We start from the raw sequence: 22,540 nt of genomic DNA on the forward strand, positions 1-22,540 counted from the left end.
TCACCGGGCCTCCCACGGGCCCGCGGAGGCGGTTCGAAGGGCGCAGACGGCGGTGAGTTCCGCCACTTCCGCGGTGAGCGCGGCGGCCAGCAGGTCCAGGTCGGGGACGGCCTGGGCGTCGGCGACGAGCCCGTAGTGGACGCGTCCGCGGAACGTCGACACCGCGACGGCGAGGGCCTGCCCGTGGGCCAGCGGCGCGAGCGGGTACACCTCGGCCAGCGGGCAGCCGCCGAGCTTCATCCCCGGGCCGGGCAGCGGCACGCTGGTGACGAGGATGTCGAAGAGCAGCCGGGCCGCCTGGCCGACGACGGGCATGCCGAGCCGGTGGCCGAGCGGCGGGAGGTGGTCGGCGAGCAGGGCGACGGCGCCCGCTCCCCGGTGGGGTCCCGCCTCCTTGTTGCGGTCCATGGCCGTGCGCACGGCGGCGAGCCGGGCGAGCGGGTCCGGGTCGTCGACGGGCAGCTTCATCAGGTACCCGGAGAGCCGGTTGCCCTGCGGGTGCGCGGTGCGCGGGCGCCGCCGCGAGACGGGGACCAGGGCACGGGGCGCCACCCCCGCGCTGCCGTCGCCGCGCTCGTCCAGCCAGCGGCGCAGGGCACCCGCGACGACAGCGATCAGTACGTCGTTGACGGTGCCGCCCGCGCTCTTGCGGATCAGGTGGATCTCGTCGAGCTCCACGGCGGCGCCCGCGACGCGACGGGTGCCGGTGGGCTGCGAGACCAGCGCGGCGGAGGACCGTACGTCCCGGGTGGCGCGGGCGACGGAGGCGCCGATGTCGACCGCGCGCCCCAGGTCGCGGAGCGTGTCGCGGACGAGCGACGGCAGCTTCGTCACATCGGGGAGGAAGCCGCGTGCGGGTTCCTCGGGACGCGGCCGGGGGGCCGGTACGTCCGTGGGACCGACGGGGTCGAGCACGGCCGCCGCGAGCGTCAGGGCCCGCAGTCCGTCGGCCAGCGCGTGGTGGAACTTGAACAGCACGGCGAAGGAGGTCCCCGCCGCGCCGGGCACGACGTGCGCCTCCCACGGGGGTCTGCCGCGCTCCAGGGGACGCTGCATGATCGCGCCGGCGGCCGCGTGGAAGTCGGCGGCCGGGGCGTGCAGGCGGACGTGGTCGAGCGGTTCGAAGTCGGGGGCGGCCTCGCGGGCGGCGCCGCCGAAGGCGAGCGGCTGCCAGATGTCGCGGATCCGCAGGCCCAGCCCGGGTACGCCCGCCGCACGGGCCGCGAGCAGGTCGGCCGCGTGCCGCGCGGCGGAGGGCGAACCGGCCGTGAAGATCCCCAGTGCCGCGAGGTGCATGGGGTGCTCGGGGGACTCGATGCTCCAGAACGCCAGGTCGAGTGGTGCGAGAAGGTCGGAGTCTGCGGACAACGGATCGGCTCCCGCGTCGACGACGGGTGGGCCAGCAGTCAATCCCGCTCGCTCGATCACGGTCAAGCATGATCACGCCACACACGGTAAGCGTCGGATCAAGTCCCGCTTCCGGCGCAAGGGGCGGGGCGCAGAGGTAAAGGGGTAGAGAGGTGAAGGGGTGGAGAGGTGAGGGGGTAGAGGGCGAGCCTGTACGCCTTCTACCCCTGTGCTCCCGTGCCCTACGGCACCTGCTGGCCCTTCCCGAGGGCGATCACGCCGTTCTTGGAGACCGTGTAGAGCTCTTCGTCCCGGTCCGGGTTGACACCGATGGTCGCGCCCGGCGGTACCTGCACGTTCTTGTCGAGGATCGCGCCGCGCACGATCGCGCCCCGGCCCACGTGCACGTTGTCGTGGAGGACCGAACCCTGGACGACGGCTCCCGGGTCGACGACCACGCCCGGCGAGAGGACCGAGCGCGTGACCTGGCCGCGGATCAGGCAGCCCGCGCTGATGATCGACTCGCTGGCCATGCCTCCCGCGTTGAAGCGGGCGGGCGACAGCTGGCCGGAGGTGGTGTAGATGGGCCAGCTGCGGTTGAAGAGGTTGAAGGTCGGCCGCTCGGCGATCAGGTCCATGTGGGCGTCGTAGTACGCGTCCAGGGTGCCCACGTCACGCCAGTAGCCCTGGTCGCGGGTGGTCTCGCCGGGCACGTGGTTGTTGCTGAAGTCGTACAGGCCCGCCTCGCCGCGCTCGGTGAGCTGGGGAAGGATCGAGCCGCCCATGTCGTGCACGGAGTCCCCGTCCTCCGCGTCCCGCTGCAACGCCTCGATCAGGGCCTTCGTGGTGAAGATGTAGTTGCCCATGGAGGCGAAGACGCAGTCGGGGGAGTCCTTCAGACCGGGCGGGTCGGCGGGCTTCTCCAGGAAGCGCTCCACCCTCTGCCCGTCCGTGCCCGGTGTGATCACGCCGAACGAGGAGGACTCGGATCTCGGGACGCGGATGCCGGCCACGGTGACGCCCGCCCCGCTGTCGATGTGCTGGGCCAGCATCTGGCGCGGGTCCATGCGGTAGACGTGGTCGGCGCCGAACACCGCCACGTACTCGGGCTGCTCGTCGTAGATCAGGTTCAGCGACTGCAGGATCGCGTCCGCGCTGCCCAGGTACCAGCGCGGGCCGAGCCGCTGCTGGGCCGGGACGGGCGTCACGTAGTTGCCCAGCAGGCTGGACATCCGCCAGGTGGTGGTGACGTGCCGGTCGAGCGAGTGCGACTTGTACTGCGTGAGGACGCAGATGCGCAGGATGTCCGCGTTGACGAGGTTGGACAGCACGAAGTCGACCAGCCGGTACGTACCTCCGAACGTGACCGCTGGTTTGGCACGGTCCGTGGTGAGGGGCATCAGGCGTTTGCCTTCCCCGCCCGCCAGCACGATCCCGAGCACCGAAGGTCCACCACGACGCATGGCCGCTCCCCTAACCCTCATCGATCCGGTCCTGCCCTCCGGCGGGCCGGACTACGCTTGTTCGAGGATCTCCTCGTAGAGCCGGACCGTGCGCCGGGCGACGGCGTCCCAGCCGAACTCCCCCACCGCGCGCTGCCGTCCGGCCTCGCCCATCCGCCGGGCGGTCCCGGCGTCGCCGAGGACCGAGTCCAGCGCCTGCGCGAGTCCTGCCTCGAAGTCCTCGTCGTCCTCGTCCACGGTGACCAGTACCCCGGTTTCGCCGTCCTCAACGACCTCGGGGATGCCGCCGACCCGGGAGGCGACCACCGGGGTCCCGCAGGCCATCGCCTCCAGGTTGACGATGCCGAGGGGCTCGTAGACCGAGGGGCAGACGAACACGGCCGCGTGGGTGAGGAGTTGGATCACCTCGGGACGGGGCAGCATCTGGGGGATCCAGTGCACGCCCTCGCGGACCCGGCTCAGCTCCTCGAAGAGGACACGGAACTCCCGGTCGATCTCGGGGGTGTCCGGCGCGCCCGCGCACAGCACGACCTGTGCGGCCGGGTCGATGTCGCGCACCGCGCGCAGCAGGTGCGGTACGCCCTTCTGGCGGGTGATGCGGCCCACGAACAGGACGTACGGCCGGGAGGTGTCCAGGCCGAGCCGCTCCAGGACGTCCGTGCCGTGGTCGGGCCGGTAGAGGGTGGTGTCGATGCCGTTGTGCACGATGTGCACCTTCGCCGGGTCCAGCGACGGGTAGCTGCCGAGGATGTCCTCGCGCATGGCCCCGGAGACGGCGATCACCCCGTCGGCGGCCTCGATCGCGGTGCGCTCGGCCCAGCTGGACAGGGCGTACCCGCCGCCCAGCTGCTCGGCCTTCCAGGGGCGCAGCGGTTCCAGGGAGTGCGCGGTCATGACGTGCGGGACGCCGTGCAGCAGCTTCGCGAAGTGGCCGGCGAGATTGGCGTACCAGGTGTGCGAGTGGACCAGCTCCCGGCCTTCCAGGGCGGCGGCCATGGAGAGGTCCACGGAGAAGGTGCGCAGCGCGTCGTTGGCGCCGTCGAGCGCGGGCCAGGAGCCGTGCCGGACGACCCCGTCCGCTGCGCCCTCGCCCCAGCAGTGCACGTCCAGGTCGACGAGCGGCCGGAGCTCCCGGGCCAGGAATTCGACGTGGACCCCCGCTCCGCCGTACACGTCCGGCGGATACTCCCGGCTCAGCAGTCCCACTCGCACCCAGAACTCCCTGTCTCAGCGGCCGACCCCCACATGATCACCCAGATGCGGCCGGTGGGGAAGACCGTGGGGCCCGAGTGAAGCAGCAGTCGCCGCACACCCCGCCACCGGGTACCCGGTAATAGAGGCAGCAACTGCGCCGGCGGAAATCCGTTCCCACCAGTGTGCCCGTGTTCCTGAGATCGGGGTGGTCGAGGAGCTCGGCGGCGAGGGCGCGGGCGCGCGCGCCGGCGTCCGCGCGCCCGTGGGCGGCGGCCCAGCGGTCGAGCTGGCGTGCGGCGCCCGCGAGGGCGGAGGCCGCGTTGCCCCGCAGCAGCCCCGCGGCCACCGGGTACCGGGCCCGCAGCGCCGCCGAGAGGGGTTCCAGGTGGCCGTGGTGCACGAGCCGCCGGATCGTCGCCGCGTCACCGGGCAGTGTGCGCACCTCGGACAGCCACAGGTCGTCGGGGGCGCTGCCGCCGGCGTCCCAGCGCAGCAGCCGGGGGTCGAGGTCCGGCACCCGGCCGTGGAGCACGGCGGCGCCCAGGGCCACCGACCACAGCCGGGCGGCGAGGCCCTGCTGCGCCACCGAGGCCCCGATCCGCGTCTCCGGGGCCGCCAGTGACCGTACGACCCCGCGGACACGGCGGGTGAGCGGGTCGGGCCCGGCGACGGCGTTCCGCGGCGCGTATGCCTCCGCGAGCGTCGGCAGCGGCGGGCGTCCGGTGCGCAGGACGAAGAACCCCCCGAGGGAGGCGAGGGAAGCAAGGGGGGTGAGGGGGGTGAGGGAAGCCGGGGAGGCGAAGGGGGTGAGGGAGGCGAGCCGGTCGGGGCCCGGGTCGGAATCCATGGGGACCAAGTACACCAGGACGGAGATCGAGTACACCGAGGGGGCATAAGGGCGCGGGCGGGCGGGTTGCAGTGGGTGTCACCAGACCTGGGGAGGACGGGGTCCGGTACGTACTCCATCGGCAGTAGGACCCAATGACTGCTCAGGGACGACGACACGGGGCCTTTCACAGGGGATCGTAACCATCATGGAAGCCGACCGTTCGCCGCACCGGACGCCCCGCTCGACAGGGCGCGTCCGTCCCACGCAGAGGAGCGACACATGAGTGCACTCGTGCTGTCCGTGGTGCTCTCTCTCGTCTCCGCCGTCGCCTACGCCGGCGGGGCCATCGTGCAGGAACGCGTCGCGGCGACCACCCCGGATCAGACGTACGCCCCCATGCGCCGGCCCGTCTGGTGGGCGGCGGTCGGTCTCAACGCGCTCGGCGCGCTGCTGCACGTCGTGGCGCTGGCCTACGGGCCGCTCAGCCTGGTCCAGCCGCTGGGCGCGCTGACCATCGTGTTCGCGCTGCCCATGGCGGCCGTCTTCGTGCGCCGCAGGGCCGGGGCGACGGCCTGGCGGGGCGCGGTCATGGCGACGGTGGGGCTGGCCGGACTGCTGGCGCTGGTCGGCACGGCGGACTCCCAGTCCCTGAGCGGCACCCAGCGTGCCGTGGTGGGCCTGGTCACCGGCGGCGCCGTGGTGGCGCTGATGACGGCGGCCCGCGCGGCGCACCGGCATCCGGCCGTGCGCAGCGTGCTGCTGGCCGTCGCGGCGGGTGTCGCCTTCGGCATGTCCTCGGTGTTCACCAAGACCGTCGCGGTGGACTGGACGGGCGGTGTCGTGCTCGCCGATCTGCCGAGCCTCGCCGTGATCGGCGTCCTGGCGACCGCCGGGATGCTGCTGTCGCAGGCGTCCTACCGGGGCGCCGGTCTCGCGGCCCCGCTGGCCACGCTGACCGTCGTGAACCCGATCGTGGCCGCCGCGGTGGGCCTCACCATGTTCGGCGAGACGTTCCGGTACGGCACCACGGGCACGGTGCTCGCCCTGGGCTGCGGGGTCGTCGCCGCGGGCGGCCTGATCCTGCTCACCACCGAGCGGCTCGACGGCACGGAGCAGCTCGACGGCACGGAGCGTACGCGGCCGGTTCCGCCGGCTGCCAGAACGGCGCCCCCGGCCGCCGCCTCACCCGTGGAAGCCGCGCCGAGCCCTTTCGTGGCGGGGACGGCCGCGGTGCTTCCCGGGCAGCACGGCCCGGTCTCCGTGCGCCGTGGGATCTCCTCGGAGGTGCGCGAGCGGGCGGTCGCGGCGGCCGGGGTACGAGGAGAAACGTTCACGGCGGCCGCTGCCCGCGGGGCGGCGCACTCCTTCGCCGGCGGCGTCCATGAGACGGTGCCGGCCTCCGCCGACCCGCCCGGGGCACCCGAGGAGGCGCTCACGGCGACCGCCGGACCGCTCGCCTCCGGGCGGACGGCGGTCCCGGTGCCGCCGCTCGGTTCCAACGGTCCTCCGCCGCCCGGTTCCGACGGGCCCGGGCCCCGGCCGTCCGGCGAGGTGCCGGACGGTCCGGGCGGGGCTCCATGGCTACGGGGTGCCTCTTACGGCATCCCGTACCCGCCCCTCCTGCTGCCCGCCCCGATGGTGACGCACTCGTGCGTCAGGTCGTGACGGCGCGTTCCCGCGCCGCGGCCGGGCGCCGGCGGCGCCGTCCCGTGATCACAGCCTGACGCCACCCGCACGCAGGTAGGCGATGGGATCGATGTCGCTGCCGAAGCCGGGCCCCGTCCGCACCTCGAAGTGCAGATGCGGGCCCGAACTGTTGCCCGTGGAGCCCGAGCGGCCGATGCGCTGGCCGCTGCCCACGCTCTGCCCGGCCCGTACGGAGATCGCGGACAGGTGGGCGTACTGGCTGTAGCGGCCGTCGCCGTGCCGGACGACCACCTGGTAGCCGAACGAACCGCCCCACCCGGCGGTGACCACGCTGCCCGCCGCGACCGACTTGACGGAGGTACCGGTGGGCACCGGGAAGTCGACGCCCGTGTGGTAGCCCTTCGACCAGGAGGAGCCCGTGGCGTGGTACGGCGTTCCGGTCCCGGCGCTCACCGGGGCGGACAGGGCGTGCGTGACCGACCGGGCCTTCTTCTCCGGTTTCTCCTCGGCTTTCTTCTGCTGCGTCTGCTTCTTCTGCTGCGTCCGCTGCTTCCTGTCGGCCCTGTCGGCCTTACCGGCCTTGTCGGCCTTTTCCGAGGGGGTGCCTCCGGTGCCCGGCGCGGCCTTCGTGCGCAGGCTCAGCCGCTGGCCGGGGACGATCAGGTCGGGGTCGGAGCCGACGGTCTCGCGGTTGGTGTCGTACAGCCCTCGCCACCCGCCCCGCACCTCACGGGTGCCCGCGATGCCGGAGAGCGTGTCGCCGCGGACGACCGTGTACATCTCGGCGGTGCCGGCCCGGGACTGCGGCGCGGTCTGCGGCCGTACGTCGGCCTTGCGCCCGGTGGTCCGCGTGGAGGTGCCGGAGGGGTCGATGTCCGGGCTGTCGCCACCGCGGGTGAGCCCCGCCCGCTGCGAGCAGACGGGCCAGGCGCCCGGTCCCTGCCCCTTGAGGACCTTCTCCGCGACGGCTATCTGCTGGTCCTTGGTGGCGAGGTCGGCGCGTGCCGCGTAGGCCCTGCCGCCGTATGCCTCCCAGGTGGACCGGCTGAACTGCAGTCCTCCGTAGTAGCCGTTGCCGGTGTTGATGCTCCAGTTGTTCGTGGACTCGCAGGCGGCGACCTTGTTCCAGGTGTCCACGTCGGCCGCGTTCGCGACGCCGGTACCGATGAGCGGTATCGCCATCCCGGCACCGCCCACCGTGACCGTGAGCGACGCGCGGTTGATCCTGTTGGGCTGATACCGGCGGTGCCGGCCGCGTACGGCCATGAAGGTGCCCCCTCGACAAGCGTCAGGAGCGGCCAAAGTAAACGCTGCTAACAGGCCATGACAAGAGGGCTGTCGGCCGCCCCATTCCGCCAAGTGACCGGGAATGCACCTTCGTTGCCCGCCGTTGGTGTGTATGCCCGCGGCAGGTGTGGGGGTGAGGTTCGCCGTGAGTTCGCCGGAGCACTGAGGCAAGGACGCTTCTGCTGCGTACACACCGTCGGCAGGGCAGGATGTGCGGTCCGGGAAGCGGCACGTCAGCATGGTCGGTGGGCGATGCCGACGGGCGGGCCCGGCACAGTGATCACAGGATCTTAGGAGCCAAACCGTATGAGCAACTCAGCGCAGATCGGCGTCACGGGACTCGCGGTGATGGGGCGCAATCTCGCCCGCAACTTCGCGCGGAACGGCTATGCCGTCGCTCTGCACAACCGGACGGCGGCGCGTACGCACGCGCTGGTGGAGGAGTTCGGCAGCGAGGGCGACTTCGTCGCGACGGAGACGGCCAAGGAGTTCGTGGCCGCGCTGGAGCGGCCCCGCCGTCTGGTGATCATGGTGAAGGCCGGTGAGCCGACCGACGCGGTGATCCAGGAGTTCGCCCCGCTCCTGGAGCCCGGCGACATGATCATCGACGGCGGCAACGCGCACTTCGCGGACACCCGGCGCCGGGAGCGCGAGCTGCGCGAGCAGGGCATCCACTTCGTCGGCGCGGGCATCTCCGGCGGCGAGGAGGGCGCGCTGCACGGCCCGAGCATCATGCCGGGCGGTCCGGTCGAGTCGTACGACTCGCTCGGCCCGATGCTGGAGAAGATCTCCGCGAAGGCCGAGGACGGCGCGCCGTGCGTCACACACGTCGGCCCCGACGGCGCCGGGCACTTCGTGAAGATGGTGCACAACGGCATCGAGTACGCCGACATGCAGCTGATCGGTGAGGCGTACCAGCTGCTGCGCGACGTGGCCGGTTACTCGCCCGCGCAGATCGCCGACATCTTCCGCACCTGGAACACCGGGCGGCTCGACTCGTACCTGATCGAGATCACCGCCGAGGTCCTGTCGCACGTGGACGAGGCGACGGGCAAGCCCTTCGTCGACGTGGTCCAGGACCAGGCCGAGCAGAAGGGCACGGGCCGCTGGACCGTGCAGATCGCGCTGGACCTGGGCGTGCCGGTGTCGGGTATCGCGGAGGCGGTCTTCGCCCGCTCCCTGTCGGGCCACGGTGCGCTGCGCGAGGCGTCCCGCGGGCTGGCCGGGCCGACGGCGTCCACGCTGGACGGGTCCGAGGCGGCGGCCTTCGCCGACCGGGTGGAGCAGGCGCTGTACGCGTCGAAGATCGTGTCGTACACGCAGGGCTTCCACGAGATCGCGGCCGGCAGCTCCGAGTACGGCTGGGACATCGACCTGGGCGCGGTCGCCTCGATCTGGCGCGGGGGCTGCATCATCCGGGCGGCGTTCCTCGACCGCATCCGCGCCGCCTACGACGCGCGCGCGGACCTGCCGAGCCTGCTCTCCGACGACACGTTCGCGCAGGAGATCGCGGCGGCGCAGGACGACTGGCGCGCGGTGCTGGTCTCCGCCGTCCAGCAGGGGGTGCCGACGCCCGGGTTCGCGGCGGCGCTGGCGTACTACGACGCGCTGCGCGCCGAGCGGCTGCCCGCGGCGCTCACGCAGGGACAGCGGGACTTCTTCGGCGCGCACACCTACCGGCGGACCGACCGGGAGGGGTCGTTCCACACGCTGTGGGGCGGGGACCGGTCCGAGGTGTCCGGCTGAGGGCTCGTGTCCGGCTGAGGGCTCGTGACGGGCTGAGGGCTCGTGACGGGCTGGGGGCCGGGTGGGGCGGGCGTCGGGTGGGGCTCGGCCGTGCAGTCCCCCACGCCCCTGAGTGCGCCCCCTGAAGGCGTCCTGACCGCAGAAGCCGGCGGGTGGCCGGTGCGGGCATGTCCGCACCGGCCACCCGCCGGCTCTGCCGCGCCGTCAGCCCAGAGGGCCCGGCTGGGGTTCCGGGGCCGGGGTCGGGTCCGGGCCGGGAGCCGGCCTCGGGGGCGGCTGCGGCACCGGGCTCGGTGACGGACCGGGCGTCGGGTCCGGCGTCGGCACCGGGTCGGGAAACGGCTGCGGCCGGTCGGGGCCCGGTCCGGGCGTGGGGTCCGGTCGCACGGGGTCGGGGAACGGATGCGTCATCTTGTCCTCCAGCCATGGGGATCATCGACTCTGGACTTCTCCCCCGCCTACCCTGCCCCGTCGCCCGCACTCACTCCCTCGCGGGACCCAGAGGGCCAGGTGGCCGTACATCTGGCGGTACCCGTCGGGGCGCCTTTCCGGGGCGCCCCTCCGGGGGCGCGGGGAACCGCGCGACCAGCCCTCACCGACCCGCACCACGGGAACCGCCCCGGATGACCGCCCGGAAGACCGGGCCGGTCAGACCGGAGGACCGGGCCGGTCAGAACCGGCCGGGACGAGCGGCAAGCCACCCCTTCGCCGCGTCGAGCAGGGCAGGGTCCGCGACCGGCGCCACGTCCGGATGCCGCTCGGCCCACTTCACGACGTACGGGCACAGCGGAGCGACCGGCACGCCCTCACGCTCCGAGATCGCGTACAGCTCGCGGGCGAGCGAGCCCGCGATCCCCTTGCCCTCGTGCGCGGGCTCCACGGTGGTGTGGACCGGAACGAGCGCCCGGCCGGGGCTTTCGAGCACGAAGTACGCTATGCGGCCGGCCACCTCGTCACCCGCGTACGCCTCCAGGCGCCCCGCCGCCCGGTCGTCACGGATGGTGATCTCGCTCATGGACTCTCCTCGTGGGTGCGGCCGGAACCCGGCGTGCCCGGAGTTCAGGCCGGAACGGACCGCGGGCTGCGCTGCTGGTCCGAGCCGGGCACCGGCTCGGACGGATCCGTACCGAGCGTCACGATCCGGTTGCCGGCGTCCACGTGCACGACCCTCGGCCGCAGCGCACGGGCCTCGGCGTCGGAGACCTGAGCGTAACTGATGATGATCACAAGATCACCGGGGTGCACGAGGTGGGCCGCGGCGCCGTTGATCCCGACGACACCGGACCCGCGCTCCCCCTCGATGACGTACGTCTCCAGGCGGGCGCCGTTGGTGACGTCGACGATGTGGACCAGTTCACCGGGCAGCAGGTCGGCGGCGTCGAGGAGATCGGCGTCGATGGTCACGGACCCGACGTAGTGCAGGTCGGCCTGGGTCACGGTGGCACGGTGGATCTTGGACTTGAACATTGTACGCAACATCGGGGCACTCCCACAGATAGGCTCCCTGCCTGTATTTCCACAGGTCAAGGGCTGTTTCGACACCCTACAACGAGACGCACGCCCGGGCAGCCGCCCCCAGGTTCTCCAGGACTCATGCCGACCGGTTGCCGACTTTTCCGACCCACCGTCAGGGCCGACGTGCTCGTCGCCGACCGCGCCTGTCGGGAACTCCTTCACTACGAGGACCCGCTCGCGCCTGCGCTCGGTACGCACGACCGTCCGCGCCCGCAGCACGGCCGGGCGCAGTGTCGTCCTCACCGCCGCTCGCCCGCCGTCCTGTGCACCGGGGCGGGCGAGGACGGCGCGCAGCAGGCGTCCGTGCAGCGGCTTTGCCGTTCGACGCGGAACTGGGCGCTGTCGCGGAACTGAGCGTTCCAGGGCCTCATGACGGCCCGGACGTCGCACCGGTGCATGCGCGGCCCGCAGGCGTCACCGGGCGGGTTCCGGTGCCGTCCTCGTCATCGCGACACCGTGAGGTTGAACCTCGCATCGCCCAGGGCGCGCACCGTTGCGAAGTACAGCGAGCCGGCCTGTTCGGTCGCGGCGGCCGTGTCGATGCCGCCCAGGTCGATGATGCCGGTATCGGGCCAGCCCAGGTCGCCGAGCAGGCCGGTGACCACCGTCTTCGCCGCGACGTCGTCACCGCTGACGAAGACGGTGGCCGCGGGGACCGATGCGAGCGGGTCGACCATGATGGCGAAGTTCATCGTGTTGAGGGTCTTCACCACGCGTGTGCGCGGGAACCGTTTCTGGACCCGGACGGCCACCGCGTCGCCGGTGTGCCCCGTGGCGGTCTGCGGGGTGATCGTCGCCGAGGGGTCGAGCAGGATCTTGTCACCCAGCACCTCGTCCCCGATCCCGTCCAGGACGCCGAGCACGTCGCTGCCGGGCAGGGCCGTGACGACGAGGTCGCAGGAGGCGACGGCGCTGCGGTGGTCGAGCCGGTCCGCTCCCGCGGGTGTCCGGGATCCGTAGAGCACACGGTGGCCTCGCGAGGTCAGGCGTGCGCCCAGCGTCGAGCCGACTTTGCCGGTGCCGAGGACGGCGATGTTCACGGATTGCTCCCCTTCGGCCCTCGGTGGGGGCGAGGTCGCGTACTCACCTGGTCTCCACCGTGGCGAGAGGCACCGGCAGGGACGGGAGCACGTCGAGCGCCGTCTCCCAGGACCGGTCGCCGAGAAGTCGGGACCGGAGGTAGGACAGGACCAGTGCGCGCAGTGCGGCGACGCGGGCCGGGTTCTCGTCCGTGGTCTCGGCCGCGTCGTAGCCGGAGATCCCGCCGAACAGGTGCCCGGCTCCCAACATCATGAGCAGCGTCTTGTTACCGCCCGGGCTGTGCGTGTAGGCGTCCCACCGGTAGCTCAGGCGGCTGGAGAAGTTCGGGTTCAGGTCCTCGTCGCCGGCCACGACCAGCGTGGTGCCGGTCATCGTCGCGAAGTCGGGGTACTGCAGCGACGGGTAGTGCTCCCTGGCCCACGAACCGAAGTGCTCGTCGGCGATGCCGGGGGCCCCGATGACGACACCCGCGGTCAGCCGTGGGTCCGACAGGTCCTTCTCCCGAGGGTCCTGCGGCTCCAGGACCTGCATGCCCATCAGCAGCGACACCGTGTGGCCGCCCAGCGAGTGACCGACCGCCGCGATCCGGCTGGTGTCGACGCGTTCCGGCAGGCCGGGGAGGGCGCCGAGGATCTCCGGCAGACGGTCCAGGACGGCGTGCATGTCGAGGGCGCGGTCACGCCAGAAGAGTGGCGCGTCGGGCAGGTCCCGCTCGCGCAGTCCGAGCACGGTGGAGTCGAGGTGCGTCGGCTGGACGACGACGAACCCGTGGGCGGCCCAGAAGTCCACGAGCGGGCCGTAGCCGCGCAGCGAGGACAGGAAGTTCGCGCCGCCGTGCCCGTGGGAGAACACGATGACCGGGAGCCCGGTGCCCGTCGCGGGCGCCGTGACCTTGACCTCCAGCCGGACGGGCCTGTCCGGGACGTCCAGGACGACGGGGCTGCAGCTCAGGATCGATGTCGGGTCACCGACCGGGAACCCGGATGCGTCGGCGTATGCAGTGTTCAAGACCATCTCCTATGCGCGGTCCGCGGGCAGTTGCCGTCCGTTCGGACACATTGTCGAACCGTCAACGAAAATCTTGCCACCAGAGGCAAGTTTGCGCAAGTAGGCAGTTATGCCGGTTGAGGTGTGTATGCTGTATATGGCAAAAATCGCGTGACGGCGAACGACGAGAGGGAGGGCGCGGTGACGGCAGGCAACGGTCCCGGACTGCGGGAGCGGAACAAGGCACGCCGTCGGCGCCACATCCTGCACACCGCTCTGCGCCTGTTCGCCGAACACGGCTACGAGGGGACGACCATCGCCGACATCGCCGAGGCCGCCGACGTGGCCCCGCGGACGGTGACGGGCTACTTCCCCTCCAAGCTCGACTTCGTCACCGAATGGCCGGCCGAACGCGAGCAGCGGCTCATCGCGCTCCACCACGCCGATCCGTCCGTCGACTTCGTCGAGCTCGTCGACAAGTGGTGGCGCGACCTGCGGGACCACCTCGACCACGAGGAGGCGACACTGACCCGCGCGATGGCGCTCGCCAATCCCGGTGTCGTCGCGCTGGCCGAGGTGGAGGTGTCGCGCCGGACCCCCGGGACCGACTTCCCCTTCGACGGCACCGATCAGGAGGACCCGTTCGAGGCCGCCGGTCGTGCGGCGATCAGAGGCGTCAACCGATCCTTCGAACGCAGTGTCGCCGAAGGCCGCATGACCGACCGTCTGCACGAGGACCTGCTGAACCTGATCCGCAGCATCGCCGAGAGGACCCGTGTCGGCCACGGCTCGCTCAAGTTCGAGCGCTGACACGCGGGCCGCGTCGGCCGCAACCGGCATCGCCGCGGCCCGCGTCGCCTGAGCCCGTCCTGCGATTGCGACGCGGGGAGCGGGCGCGGCAGGCACGCGCCTCGGCCTCGTCGTCCTCCTGATGAAGCCGTTACGACGTCCAACGGTTTCGTCAGACCTCGCGAGGAGCCCTTGCCCGCCGGGCCGGGACCCCGGCTGCCGTGGCGCGGAACGCGCTGGGGCTCAGACCTTTGTGGCGTTTGAACGCGGCACTGAAGCCGAAGGCGTCGGCATAACCGACGGATCTCCCGATCTGGGCGATGCCGAGGTCGGTGTCGGTCAGAAGCGCCTCGGCCTCATCCATGCGGCATTGCGTGAGGTAGGCGAGGGGTGGGCGGCCCATCAGCTGGGTGAAGCGCTTGGCGAACAGCGCCCGTGAGACGCCGGCCCGAGTGGCCAGGGCTGCCACCGTCCAGGTCTCGGCGGGCCGGTCGTGGAATGCCTGCAGGGCGGGGGCGAGGACCGGGTCGGCAAGGCCCCGGTACCAGCTGGGCGCATCAGCACCGGCCCGGTCGAACCAGCTGCGCAGTGTGCACACCAGGGCCCAGTCGAGGAGCCGGTCCATCAGCGCCTGCGAACCGGCCGAGAAACGGGCGGCGTCGGCGGCAGCCGTCTCCAGCCAGGCGCAGACCTCCACGTCCTCCTTGACCACCAGGACGGGCGGCAGGGCACGCAGAAGCCGCTCGTGGCGGTGGCTCGGGGCGCGGTAGGCACCCACGATCAGGGCGGTCGCCTCCGCGGAGTCGTCGCCCCAGCGGATCCCGCCGAGTTCCTGGGCGGTGGACTCGGTGGGCTCGGCGGGCGCGCTGAAGCAGGCGACCTCGTACGTGGTGCGGGAGGTGTGGACAGCGGTGGGGTGGTCCGCGAGATGGAACGGAGCGGGGCCGTGCACGATGGCTGTGTCGCCCGCACCGATCGCTCGCTCGGTGCCGTCGGACAGCAACAGGGTGCCCCCGCCGCGCAGCACGCTGATCATGGTGAGCGGTGCGTCGTCGGTGAAGCGGATCGTCCAGGGCTGCATCAGTACGGCGCGGCTGACGACCGAGCCTTCGGCCCGGATGCCGTTCAGGAGTGAGCTCAAGGGATCCACGGCACACATCGTAGACGATCTCCTATGTTTCGGAGCTTTTCTCTCATGGATCATCCACACCACCCCGGCTGTACTGGAGGTGTCGCATCATCGAGACCAACCGGGAGACACCGTGTCACAGCACGACAGCCACGCCGGAACAGCCCTGGTGGTCGTCGCACACCACCGTCCCGATTCCCTCACCGCGCACACGGCCCGCCGCGCCGCCGCCGGGCTCGAAGCCGCCGGATACCGCATCGACCTGCTCGACCTGCACGCCGAGGGGTTCGACCCGCGGATGACCGTCACGGACCAGCCGGACTGGGGCAACAGGGAAAAGGCATACTCGGACGAGACGCGGGCTCATATGCGGCGCGTACTCGACGCCGATGTCGTCGTCGCCGTCTTCCCGGTCTACTGGCAGAACGTGCCCGCCATCCTCAAAGGATGGATCGACCGCGTGTGGAACTACGGGTTCGCCTACGGCCGCAGCAAGCCCCGCCTCGCCGGCAAGCGCATGCTGTGGCTGGGCCTGGCCGGTGCGACCGCCGACGATCCCCTCGTGGAGGGGATGCAGACCGTCCTGGAAACCGGTCTGAGCGAAGGCATCGCCTACTACTGCGGCTTCGCCCACTCCACCGTCGGCCTGCTCACCGACGCCGAGGAACGTCCGCAACGCGTCGACGCCGAGGGCAACCTCCTGGTCGGCGAAGCCCTCACGGGTGCGGAGCGGGAAGCCCGGTACGCCGATCTCGACCGGCGGGCAAGGGAGTTCGTGGAGAAGTTCGTCGCAGAACCCGCAGCGGCCTGACGTCCCCAGGAGGGTGCCGCCCCCGTCGCCTGCTTCGGGGTGCGGCCACCCTGCTCGCCGACGCGGCACGGGCTGCCACATCGCAGGCATGGCGATCAGTGGGCAGTCGTCCCTGCCCGGAGCGGACGTGTCGAAGGATCCTGCGCTCTACCGGGAGAAGTTCCAGCAGCGGCTCTCTCTCCCCCCCGAGGCACTCACCGGTCAAAGAGACAGGCGCTGGTCCTCAGAGCATCCCGGAGGGTGCTTCGTCGACGCCGAGCAGAAGCACGCCGTAGTCCTCCTCGACGACGTGGGAGGTGAACTGGACGTGCCGCGTCCCCACTGCGAAGTCCCGCCAGTACCGCTGCAAGGGGTTGGCGCTGTCCAGACCGGTGGATCCGTGCAGGTCCAGCAATTCCTCCAGTGCGCTGCGGCATTCCCGCACAGCGGCGATCAGATCCATTCGGAGCCGTGCGCGCTCTTCGGCCGCGAGTACCTCGCCGGGTTGCGTGGCGTCGACGGCGGCGGCGATCCCGAGCATGCGCCGTTCAGCGGTGTCGATCCTGTGCGCGGCGACGGCGAGGTTCCTCCGGGCACCGGGAGAGTCGGCCAGCGTGGGGTGGGCGGGGTTCGGTGACGTCCGCTTGGCGAGGACGTCGACCACGATGTCGAGGGCGCCGCGCGCGGCACCCCACAGGGGAGCGAACAGCCCGACCGCGATTGCGATGTTGGACAGCGCGGCGGCGATCCGGGGCAGGTCGAGGACATGGGAATCGGGGATCCACACGTCGTCGCCGACGAGAGTGTGGCTTCCGGTGCCGCCCAGTCCCGCCATGTGCCAGTCCCGGTCGACGGTCAGATCCCGGGTGCGGGCGAACACCGCGGCCGGCTGCGGCGGGCGGTCACCCTCCCCGGGCAGTCGCACGGACAGCATCGCCCATTCGGCGAGTTCACACCCCGAGGCGTACGACCATCGGCCGGAGATGCGCAGCCCGCCGGGCTCACGGACGGCTGTCCCCGGCCGGGCAGAAGAGCACACCACGCTGTCGACATCGCGAAACGCATCCGCGTATGCCTCGTCCGACGTGCCGATCTGCAACAACCGCTTCGCTTCGTAGGTCGTGGCCGCGACCCAGGCCGTCGACGGGCAGCCCCGTCCGAGCTCGGCCAGGAACCGCACCCTCGTGCTGAGGTCGGCCTCGATCCCTCCGTCGGATCGGCGGACGCCCAAGGCGAACGCGCCCGCAGCCCGGGCGGCGGTGGCACTCACGTCGGTGATCCGCCGATCCCGCTCGGTCGCCGCGGCTTCGACCGCTGCTTGCTTCGCCGCCGTACGAGCGGCATCGAGCAGGGGGACGGAGGCGCCGTCGGTACTTCTAGTCATCATGCGCCAGGCAACGTTCCATGATCTACATCTATTCCTCGGGTAGCGCCGGCTGCCAGCGCACGGGCGGTCGGCGTGCTCACCAAGCAGTACGTGCTGCGCGGGCTCCGTGCGCCCGGCGACGGCAACGTCCACAGCGTCTCCGCCGAACCCCGCCCCACACCCTCGGACCCGCCACAGGGCGCGACGTGCAGAAGGACTCCTCCAGGTAGGCGGTCTCGTGCGGCCGGTAGGGCTCCTCCAAGCAGGCGGCCTCGTCCTCGTCGAGTTCGACGTCCACCGCGGCGACCGCGTCGGCCAGTTGGGCCGGCTTGGTGACCCCGACGACGGGCGAGGTCACCGCCGGGTCGCGCACGACCCGGGCCGGGGCGACCTGGGCCGGGGGCAGACCCCGCTTGCCCGCGATCCCGTGGACGCGTTCGACCACTGCCTGGTCCCCGTCGCGGTAGAGGGTCTTGTCGTACTAACAGTCGTCTCAGGTTCGCTCGGTAGGAAGTAGCCATCCAGACAAGCGATGCAACCCGTATGCAGGAGGCTAGTGATGGCAGTCGACGCAGCGCCGTCCGGGGAAGCGCCGGCCGGTCGGTTGGCGGGCCGGTGGGTGCCCTGGTTGGTGATCGGCTTGTGGTTGGTGCTGGCGGCGGGCATGGTGCCGCTGAGCGGAAAGTTGAGCTCGGTCACCACCGACAGCCCCGTGGACACCCTGCCGGCCAGTGCCGAGTCCACCAAGGTGGCGGTGCTGGACGACAGTCTCCCCGGCGGTGACGACAACACGTTCGTCTTCGTGTACCACCGTGCCGGCGGCATGACCGACGCCGACCGCGCGACGGTCGAGCGCCACTACAACACCCTTGCCGAGCGGTACCCGCCGAAGGCGACGGCGGCGGCCGGCGAGGACGACGAGGGCTCACCGACGAGCCCTTCCGCCGACCGCAAGGCGATGATGTTCACCCTGGAGGTGAGCACGGCCTACGGCGCACCGGAGGACATCGTCGGCCCGTTGCGTGACGCCGCGAAGGACCGCCCCTCCGGCCTGGAACTCGACGTGACCGGCCCGGGCGCGATCGACGGCGACATGGATGCCGTCTTCGACGGCATCGACGTGCAGGTCCTCCTCACCACCATCGTCGTCGTCACGCTCCTGCTCATCCTCACCTACCGCAGCCCGGTGTTGTGGATCATCCCGCTGGTGGCCGTCGGCGCGGCCGCACTGATCTCGATGGGGACCGTCTACCTGCTCGTCAAGGGCTTCGGCATCGTGGTCAACGACCAGAACTCGGCGCTGCTGACGATCCTGGTGTTCGGCGTCGGCACGGACTACGCGCTGTTGCTCATCGCCCGGTATCGGGAGGCACTGCACCACCATGAGAACGTCCGGGTCGCGATGGTCCACGCGCTGCGCGGCGCGGCGCCGGCCGTCGTCGCGTCCGCGGCCACCGTGGTCGCCGGCCTGCTCTGCCTGCTCGTCGCGGACCTGAACAGCACCAGCGGGTTGGGCCCGATCGGTGCGGCCGGCATCCTGTGCGCGCTGGTGGCCATGCTGACGCTGTTCCCGGCGGTGCTCGTGGTGCTCGGCAGGCGGATCTTCTGGCCGGCCATCCCGCGGTTCAGCACGGCCGTGGAGGAGAAGCCGGGGCTGTGGGGACGGCTCGGCAGCGCCATCAGCCGCCGCCGGTGGGTGGCGGCGCTCGGCTCGCTCGGAGTCCTCGGCGTGCTCGCCCTCGGGCTGGCGGGCAACACCGGCGCCCTGCGGGAGCAGGACCAGTTCCTGTCCGCGCCGGAGTCGGTCACCGGCTTCACCGTTCTCCGCCAGCACTTCCCGGAGCTCGGCGGCCAGCCGATGACGATCTTCACGCGGCCGGCGCACCAGGAGCGGGTGCTCGACGTCGTCAGGGACACTCGCGGTGTGGCCCTGGCCGTCCCGGAACAGACCAGCGGTGGCTGGGCCGACATCTCGGTGTTCCCGAAGGACGCGCCGGACACCGTCGCAGAGTACGACACGGTCAAGCGGGTGCGCACCGCCGTGCACGCGGTGAGCGGGGCGGAGGCGATCGTCGGCGGGCCGAGTGCGGAGAACCTCGACACCGAGGTGACCACCGAGCGCGACGAGAAGCTGGTGATCCCGCTGGTGCTCGCCGTCGTCCTGATCGTCCTCGGGCTGCTGCTGCGCGCGGTCCTGGCCCCGCTGCTCCTGATGGCCACCGTGATCGTCTCATTCGCCGCGGCCTTCGGCGGCAGCGTGTTCGTCTTCGACACGATCCTCGGGTTCAAGGGCGTCGACTATTCGGTTCCGCTGCTGGCATTCCTGTTCCTGGTGGCGCTCGGCGTGGACTACAACATCTTCCTGGCCAGCCGGGCCCGGGAGGAGACCGTGCGTCTCGGCACCAGGGAGGGCATGCTCAAAGCCCTCTCCGCCACCGGTGGCGTCATCACCTCGGCGGGCCTGGTCCTGGCGGCCACGTTCGCGGTGCTCGCCACACTTCCGCTGGTGATGCTGATCGAGGTCGGGTTCCTGGTCGCCTTCGGCGTGCTGCTCGACGCCCTGCTGGTGCGGTCGGTCCTGGTGCCCGCCCTCACCCTGCTGATCGGCCGCCGGATCTGGTGGCCGAGCCGGCTGTCCCGTCCAGCGGCGGAGCTGCCGGACGGTCAGCAGCCGCTCGCCGGTGACGAGGAGCCCGCGCTGCAACGGTGAGCGCGGCGGCACGGACGAGATCCGGGACGGGGCCCCAGGCCCGTCCCGGGTTTTTTCACGGGCCCGACGGTCACCGCCCTTCGGTCCCGCGCCCTTGCCCTCGCCCTCGCCGGGATCGGGGCCGGGGCCGGGGCACCGCAGTGTTCTGCCCCGACGGTGAGCCGCGCGGGGCCATGTCCGGGGGCCGCCGTCCCTTGTCCTGCGCCGCGCCGCCGGGGCGGATCAGCGCACCGCGCTGTCCTCCCCGGCGCCGCGGCGCGCGATCGGGGCGGGCGGGGCCGCGGCCGGAAGGCCGACCCGAAGCAGCGCGCCACCGCGTGCGGAGCGGGCGACGGTGGCCCGGCCGCNGCGATCGGGGCGGGCGGGGCCGCGGCCGGAAGGCCGACCCGAAGCAGCGCGCCACCGCGTGCGGAGCGGGCGACGGTGGCCCGGCCGCCGTGGGCGTCGACGACCCGCTGCACGATCGACAGCCCCAGACCGGATCCCGGTAACGCCCGGGCGCTGTCGGCACGGTAGAACCGGTCGAACACCCGCGGCGCGTCGGCGGCGGCGATGCCCGGCCCGGCGTCGTCGACCTCGAGCACCGCCGACGCGCCCTCGGCACGGAGCCGGACCTGGACCGGCTGGTCCGCGGGGGACCACTTGCCGGCGTTGTCGACGAGGTTGAGCACCGCCCGCTCGAGCGCAGCGGGACGCCCGCTCACCCACACAGAGGTCACGTCGAGCGCGACCTCGATGCCGGGCATGCGGGAACGCGCCCGGGTCGCGGCGGCCACCACCACGTCGGCGAGGTCGAGCGCCTCGGTGCTCTCGTCGCTGACGTCACCGCGCGCCAGCTCGGTCAGCTCGGCGACAAGGGTGCTCAACTCGGCCACCTGGGCGCCGAGGTCGTTGAGCAGCCGGGTCCGGCTCTCCGCCGGCAATGCGCTGTCCAGGGTGCCGCGCCGATCGAGCCGGATCAGCAGCTCGACGTTGAGGCGCAGGCTGGTGAGCGGGGTCTTCAGCTCGTGGGCGGCGTCCTCGGCGAGCAGCCGCTGGGCCTGCCGGGAGTCCCGGAGCGCGGCGAGCATGTCGTTGATCGACCGGATCAGCCGCCGGATCTCCCCACCGCCCTCATCCGGGATGTCGGCGTCGAGATCCCGGGTGTGCGCGACGCGTACCGCGGCGGCGGTCAGCCGGTCGATCGGTGCCAGCCCGGTCCGCGCCACGGTCCGCCCGACAAGGGCGCCACCGACCACACAGAGCAGCCCGATCAACAGCATGCCGAACCCGAACCGGTTGATCGGGCTGTCGTCGACGACGTGGGCCACCTGGACCGCACCGTCGCCCGCCCGCAGCGTGTGGACGAGGTAGCCGTCCTCGTCGCTGTCGTTCGACTCCATCAGGTCGGCCGACGCGCCCTGCGCCACGCGGCCGGCGCCCTCGCTGACCGGGGGCAGCGCGGGTTGGCCGGCCGGCGTCCGGATCGAGCCGTCGGGCAGGATGACCCGCACCAGCCGACCGGATCCGGGATACGGCGGTAGCTGGACCTGCGCCAGACCGGCGCGCTCCGCGTTCGTCGCCAGGACGCGGGAGTCGGCGCGCAGCTGACCCTCGTTGGTGTCCCGCAGTTCCCGGTCCAGTAGCTCACTGGCCACCTGGAAGGCCACGAACACGCTGACCGCGATGGCCGTCGCCGCGATCACCGTCAGTCTGGCCCGCAGGGACCGCCGGCGCCACCATCGGGTCAGCCGGCGCGAGCCCCGGCCGGCGGGCCTGTTCACGGAGGAGTCTCCCGCAACGTGTATCCCAGGCCGCGCAGCGTGTAGATCAGTCGCGGCTCACCCTCGGCCTCCGTCTTGCGGCGCAGGTAGCTCACGTACACCTGGAGGTTGTTGGCGGTGGAGCTCATGCCGAAGCCCCAGATCGCCTCGAACAGCGCGTCGCGGGTCACGACCCGGGTCGCGTTGCGCACGAGGACCTGCAGGAGGGAGAACTCGGTCCGGGTCAGGCGCAGCGGCCGCCCGCCCCGCCACGCCTCGAACCGGTCGGGATCGAGCCGGACGTCGGCGAACGACAGGATCTGCGACTCCTCGTCGGCCGGCGTGCGCCGGCGCAGCAGGGCCCGCACCCGGGCCAGCAACTCCTCGGTGGCGAACGGCTTGGGCAGGTAGTCGTCGGCGCCCGCGTCCAGTCCCGCGACCCGGTCGGAGACCTGGTCGCGGGCGGTCAGCATCAGCACCGGCAGATCCCGGCCCGCGGCCCGCAACCGCCGGCAGGTCTCCAACCCGCCGAGGCGGGGCATCATCACGTCGAGGAGCAGCAGATCCGGCGCGTCGCCACCGACCCCGTCGAGCACGGCGAGACCGTTGGCAACGGTGCTGGTGTCGTAACCCTCGACCTGGAGCACCCGCTCCAGCGACTCGCGGATGGCCGCCTCGTCATCCGCGATCATGATTCGCACGTCGGCCCGCCCCCTCCAGTCGATGCTTTTGCCGCTCATTGTCCCCGATCAACCTGAGACCAGGATTAGAGCGTCGCCGCTGTGGTGCCCGGGGGCCGTGCCCCTACGGATGCCCAGGAGGTCCGGACAGAAGCCGTTGATCATGTGGCTTTCGGCTGGGACGGTCGTTGGTCCGGCCGCGGGAAAGCGACAGCCGCGGCCGTGGATCGTGTCGGCTTCGGCCCCGGTGCCGGGAACGACGAAGGTGCCGGAGCCAA

The 22,540-nt window shown here is 72.0% G+C and carries 18 protein-coding genes and 1 pseudogene; 5 read left to right on the forward strand and 14 right to left on the reverse strand.

Annotated features, from left to right (window positions below; genetic code table 11):
* The 4 genes from KM933_RS29790 to KM933_RS29805 form a co-directional block, all read right to left on the reverse strand.
* Positions 1 to 1,368, reverse strand: a complete 1,368-nt coding sequence (locus KM933_RS29790; protein WP_221357929.1) for a wax ester/triacylglycerol synthase family O-acyltransferase — start codon at positions 1,366 to 1,368, stop codon at positions 1 to 3.
* A gap of 221 nt (positions 1,369 to 1,589) precedes the next feature.
* Positions 1,590 to 2,810, reverse strand: coding sequence for a glucose-1-phosphate adenylyltransferase (gene glgC, locus KM933_RS29795; RefSeq protein ID WP_221357930.1), 1,221 nt, complete (start codon positions 2,808 to 2,810; stop codon positions 1,590 to 1,592).
* 51 nt (positions 2,811 to 2,861) lie between these two features.
* The gene (gene glgA, locus KM933_RS29800) at positions 2,862 to 4,022 is read right to left on the reverse strand and encodes a glycogen synthase (protein WP_221357931.1); all 1,161 of its coding nucleotides are present in this window, start codon (positions 4,020 to 4,022) and stop codon (positions 2,862 to 2,864) included.
* Positions 4,023 to 4,059: 37 nt separating this feature from the next.
* Positions 4,060 to 4,887 carry a (2Fe-2S)-binding protein gene (locus KM933_RS29805; protein ID WP_308013583.1) on the reverse strand — a complete coding sequence of 276 codons (828 nt, stop codon included), beginning with the start codon at positions 4,885 to 4,887 and terminating at the stop codon, positions 4,060 to 4,062.
* Positions 4,888 to 5,112: 225 nt separating this feature from the next.
* On the opposite strand from KM933_RS29805, the gene KM933_RS39790 reads away from it, so the two are divergent.
* Positions 5,113 to 6,498 carry a DMT family transporter gene (locus KM933_RS39790; protein WP_260334355.1) on the forward strand — a complete coding sequence of 462 codons (1,386 nt, stop codon included), beginning with the start codon at positions 5,113 to 5,115 and terminating at the stop codon, positions 6,496 to 6,498.
* 48 nt (positions 6,499 to 6,546) lie between these two features.
* Here the strand turns inward: KM933_RS39790 and KM933_RS29815 are convergent, their stop codons facing one another.
* Positions 6,547 to 7,746, reverse strand: coding sequence for a transglycosylase family protein (locus tag KM933_RS29815; protein WP_221357933.1), 1,200 nt, complete (start codon positions 7,744 to 7,746; stop codon positions 6,547 to 6,549).
* A 327-nt stretch (positions 7,747 to 8,073) separates the two neighbouring features.
* Between KM933_RS29815 and gndA the strand changes: the two genes are divergently transcribed.
* A complete protein-coding gene (gene gndA / locus KM933_RS29820; protein ID WP_221357936.1) occupies positions 8,074 to 9,513 on the forward strand; it encodes an NADP-dependent phosphogluconate dehydrogenase in 1,440 nt (479 codons plus the stop codon).
* Positions 9,514 to 10,183: 670 nt separating this feature from the next.
* Here gndA and KM933_RS29825 read toward each other — a convergent pair.
* From KM933_RS29825 to KM933_RS29840, 4 genes are all read right to left on the reverse strand, one after another.
* A complete protein-coding gene (locus tag KM933_RS29825; protein WP_221357937.1) occupies positions 10,184 to 10,528 on the reverse strand; it encodes a GNAT family N-acetyltransferase in 345 nt (114 codons plus the stop codon).
* 44 nt (positions 10,529 to 10,572) lie between these two features.
* Entirely contained in the window at positions 10,573 to 10,992 is a 420-nt protein-coding gene (panD, locus tag KM933_RS29830) for an aspartate 1-decarboxylase (RefSeq protein ID WP_221357939.1), read from the reverse strand.
* A 479-nt stretch (positions 10,993 to 11,471) separates the two neighbouring features.
* Positions 11,472 to 12,068 (reverse strand): NADPH-dependent F420 reductase, encoded by a 597-nt coding sequence (locus KM933_RS29835; protein WP_221357941.1) that lies wholly within the window; start codon positions 12,066 to 12,068, stop codon positions 11,472 to 11,474.
* 43 nt (positions 12,069 to 12,111) lie between these two features.
* Positions 12,112 to 13,083, reverse strand: coding sequence for an alpha/beta hydrolase family protein (locus KM933_RS29840; RefSeq protein WP_221357943.1), 972 nt, complete (start codon positions 13,081 to 13,083; stop codon positions 12,112 to 12,114).
* A 174-nt stretch (positions 13,084 to 13,257) separates the two neighbouring features.
* Here KM933_RS29840 and KM933_RS39795 point away from each other — a divergent pair, with 174 nt between their 5' ends.
* Positions 13,258 to 13,866 (forward strand): TetR/AcrR family transcriptional regulator, encoded by a 609-nt coding sequence (locus KM933_RS39795; RefSeq protein ID WP_308013584.1) that lies wholly within the window; start codon positions 13,258 to 13,260, stop codon positions 13,864 to 13,866.
* A 151-nt stretch (positions 13,867 to 14,017) separates the two neighbouring features.
* Here KM933_RS39795 and KM933_RS29850 read toward each other — a convergent pair whose 3' ends face one another.
* The gene (locus KM933_RS29850; protein ID WP_430727386.1) at positions 14,018 to 14,995 is read right to left on the reverse strand and encodes an AraC family transcriptional regulator; all 978 of its coding nucleotides are present in this window, start codon (positions 14,993 to 14,995) and stop codon (positions 14,018 to 14,020) included.
* A gap of 112 nt (positions 14,996 to 15,107) precedes the next feature.
* Here KM933_RS29850 and KM933_RS29855 point away from each other — a divergent pair, with 112 nt between their 5' ends.
* A complete protein-coding gene (locus KM933_RS29855; RefSeq protein WP_308013585.1) occupies positions 15,108 to 15,785 on the forward strand; it encodes an NAD(P)H oxidoreductase in 678 nt (225 codons plus the stop codon).
* Positions 15,786 to 16,008: 223 nt separating this feature from the next.
* On the opposite strand, the gene KM933_RS40380 is transcribed toward KM933_RS29855, so the two are convergent.
* Complete coding sequence (locus KM933_RS40380; protein WP_221357949.1) at positions 16,009 to 17,283, reverse strand: acyl-CoA dehydrogenase family protein; 1,275 nt, start codon at positions 17,281 to 17,283, stop codon at positions 16,009 to 16,011.
* Positions 17,228 to 17,575 carry an aldo/keto reductase gene (locus KM933_RS29865; protein WP_308013587.1) on the reverse strand — a complete coding sequence of 116 codons (348 nt, stop codon included), beginning with the start codon at positions 17,573 to 17,575 and terminating at the stop codon, positions 17,228 to 17,230. The genes KM933_RS40380 and KM933_RS29865 overlap by 56 nt, the downstream gene beginning before the upstream one ends.
* 114 nt (positions 17,576 to 17,689) lie before the next feature.
* Here KM933_RS29865 and KM933_RS29870 point away from each other — a divergent pair, with 114 nt between their 5' ends.
* Positions 17,690 to 19,840 carry an MMPL family transporter gene (locus KM933_RS29870; protein ID WP_221357951.1) on the forward strand — a complete coding sequence of 717 codons (2,151 nt, stop codon included), beginning with the start codon at positions 17,690 to 17,692 and terminating at the stop codon, positions 19,838 to 19,840.
* Between the two features lie 350 nt (positions 19,841 to 20,190).
* Here KM933_RS29870 and KM933_RS29875 read toward each other — a convergent pair.
* Together KM933_RS29875 and KM933_RS29880 are read right to left on the reverse strand one after the other, a co-directional pair.
* Positions 20,191 to 21,603 (reverse strand): annotated as a pseudogene (locus KM933_RS29875) (HAMP domain-containing sensor histidine kinase); the annotation flags it as partial.
* On the reverse strand, positions 21,600 to 22,283 hold the full coding sequence (locus tag KM933_RS29880) for a response regulator transcription factor (RefSeq protein WP_308013589.1): 684 nt from the start codon (positions 22,281 to 22,283) through the stop codon (positions 21,600 to 21,602). The gene KM933_RS29880 and the pseudogene KM933_RS29875, both read right to left, overlap by 4 nt.
* Positions 22,284 to 22,540: the final 257 nt, after the last annotated feature.

It is taken from the genome of Streptomyces beigongshangae (genome assembly GCF_019710745.1).
Lineage (GTDB): Bacteria > Actinomycetota > Actinomycetes > Streptomycetales > Streptomycetaceae > Streptomyces > Streptomyces beigongshangae.

Excerpts from the sequence above, each read along its gene's own strand:
- KM933_RS29825 (WP_221357937.1), bottom strand. The coding sequence starts at position 10,528 with ATGAGCGAGATCACCATCCGTGACGACCGGGCGGCGGGGCGCCTGGAG.
- KM933_RS29870 (WP_221357951.1), top strand. The coding sequence starts at position 17,690 with ATGGCAGTCGACGCAGCGCCGTCCGGGGAAGCGCCGGCCGGTCGGTTG.
- KM933_RS29815 (WP_221357933.1), bottom strand. The coding sequence starts at position 7,746 with ATGGCCGTACGCGGCCGGCACCGCCGGTATCAGCCCAACAGGATCAAC.
- gndA (WP_221357936.1), top strand. The coding sequence starts at position 8,074 with ATGAGCAACTCAGCGCAGATCGGCGTCACGGGACTCGCGGTGATGGGG.
- glgC (WP_221357930.1), bottom strand. The coding sequence starts at position 2,810 with ATGCGTCGTGGTGGACCTTCGGTGCTCGGGATCGTGCTGGCGGGCGGG.
- panD (WP_221357939.1), bottom strand. The coding sequence starts at position 10,992 with ATGTTGCGTACAATGTTCAAGTCCAAGATCCACCGTGCCACCGTGACC.
- KM933_RS29840 (WP_221357943.1), bottom strand. The coding sequence starts at position 13,083 with ATGGTCTTGAACACTGCATACGCCGACGCATCCGGGTTCCCGGTCGGT.
- KM933_RS39790 (WP_260334355.1), top strand. The coding sequence starts at position 5,113 with ATGAGTGCACTCGTGCTGTCCGTGGTGCTCTCTCTCGTCTCCGCCGTC.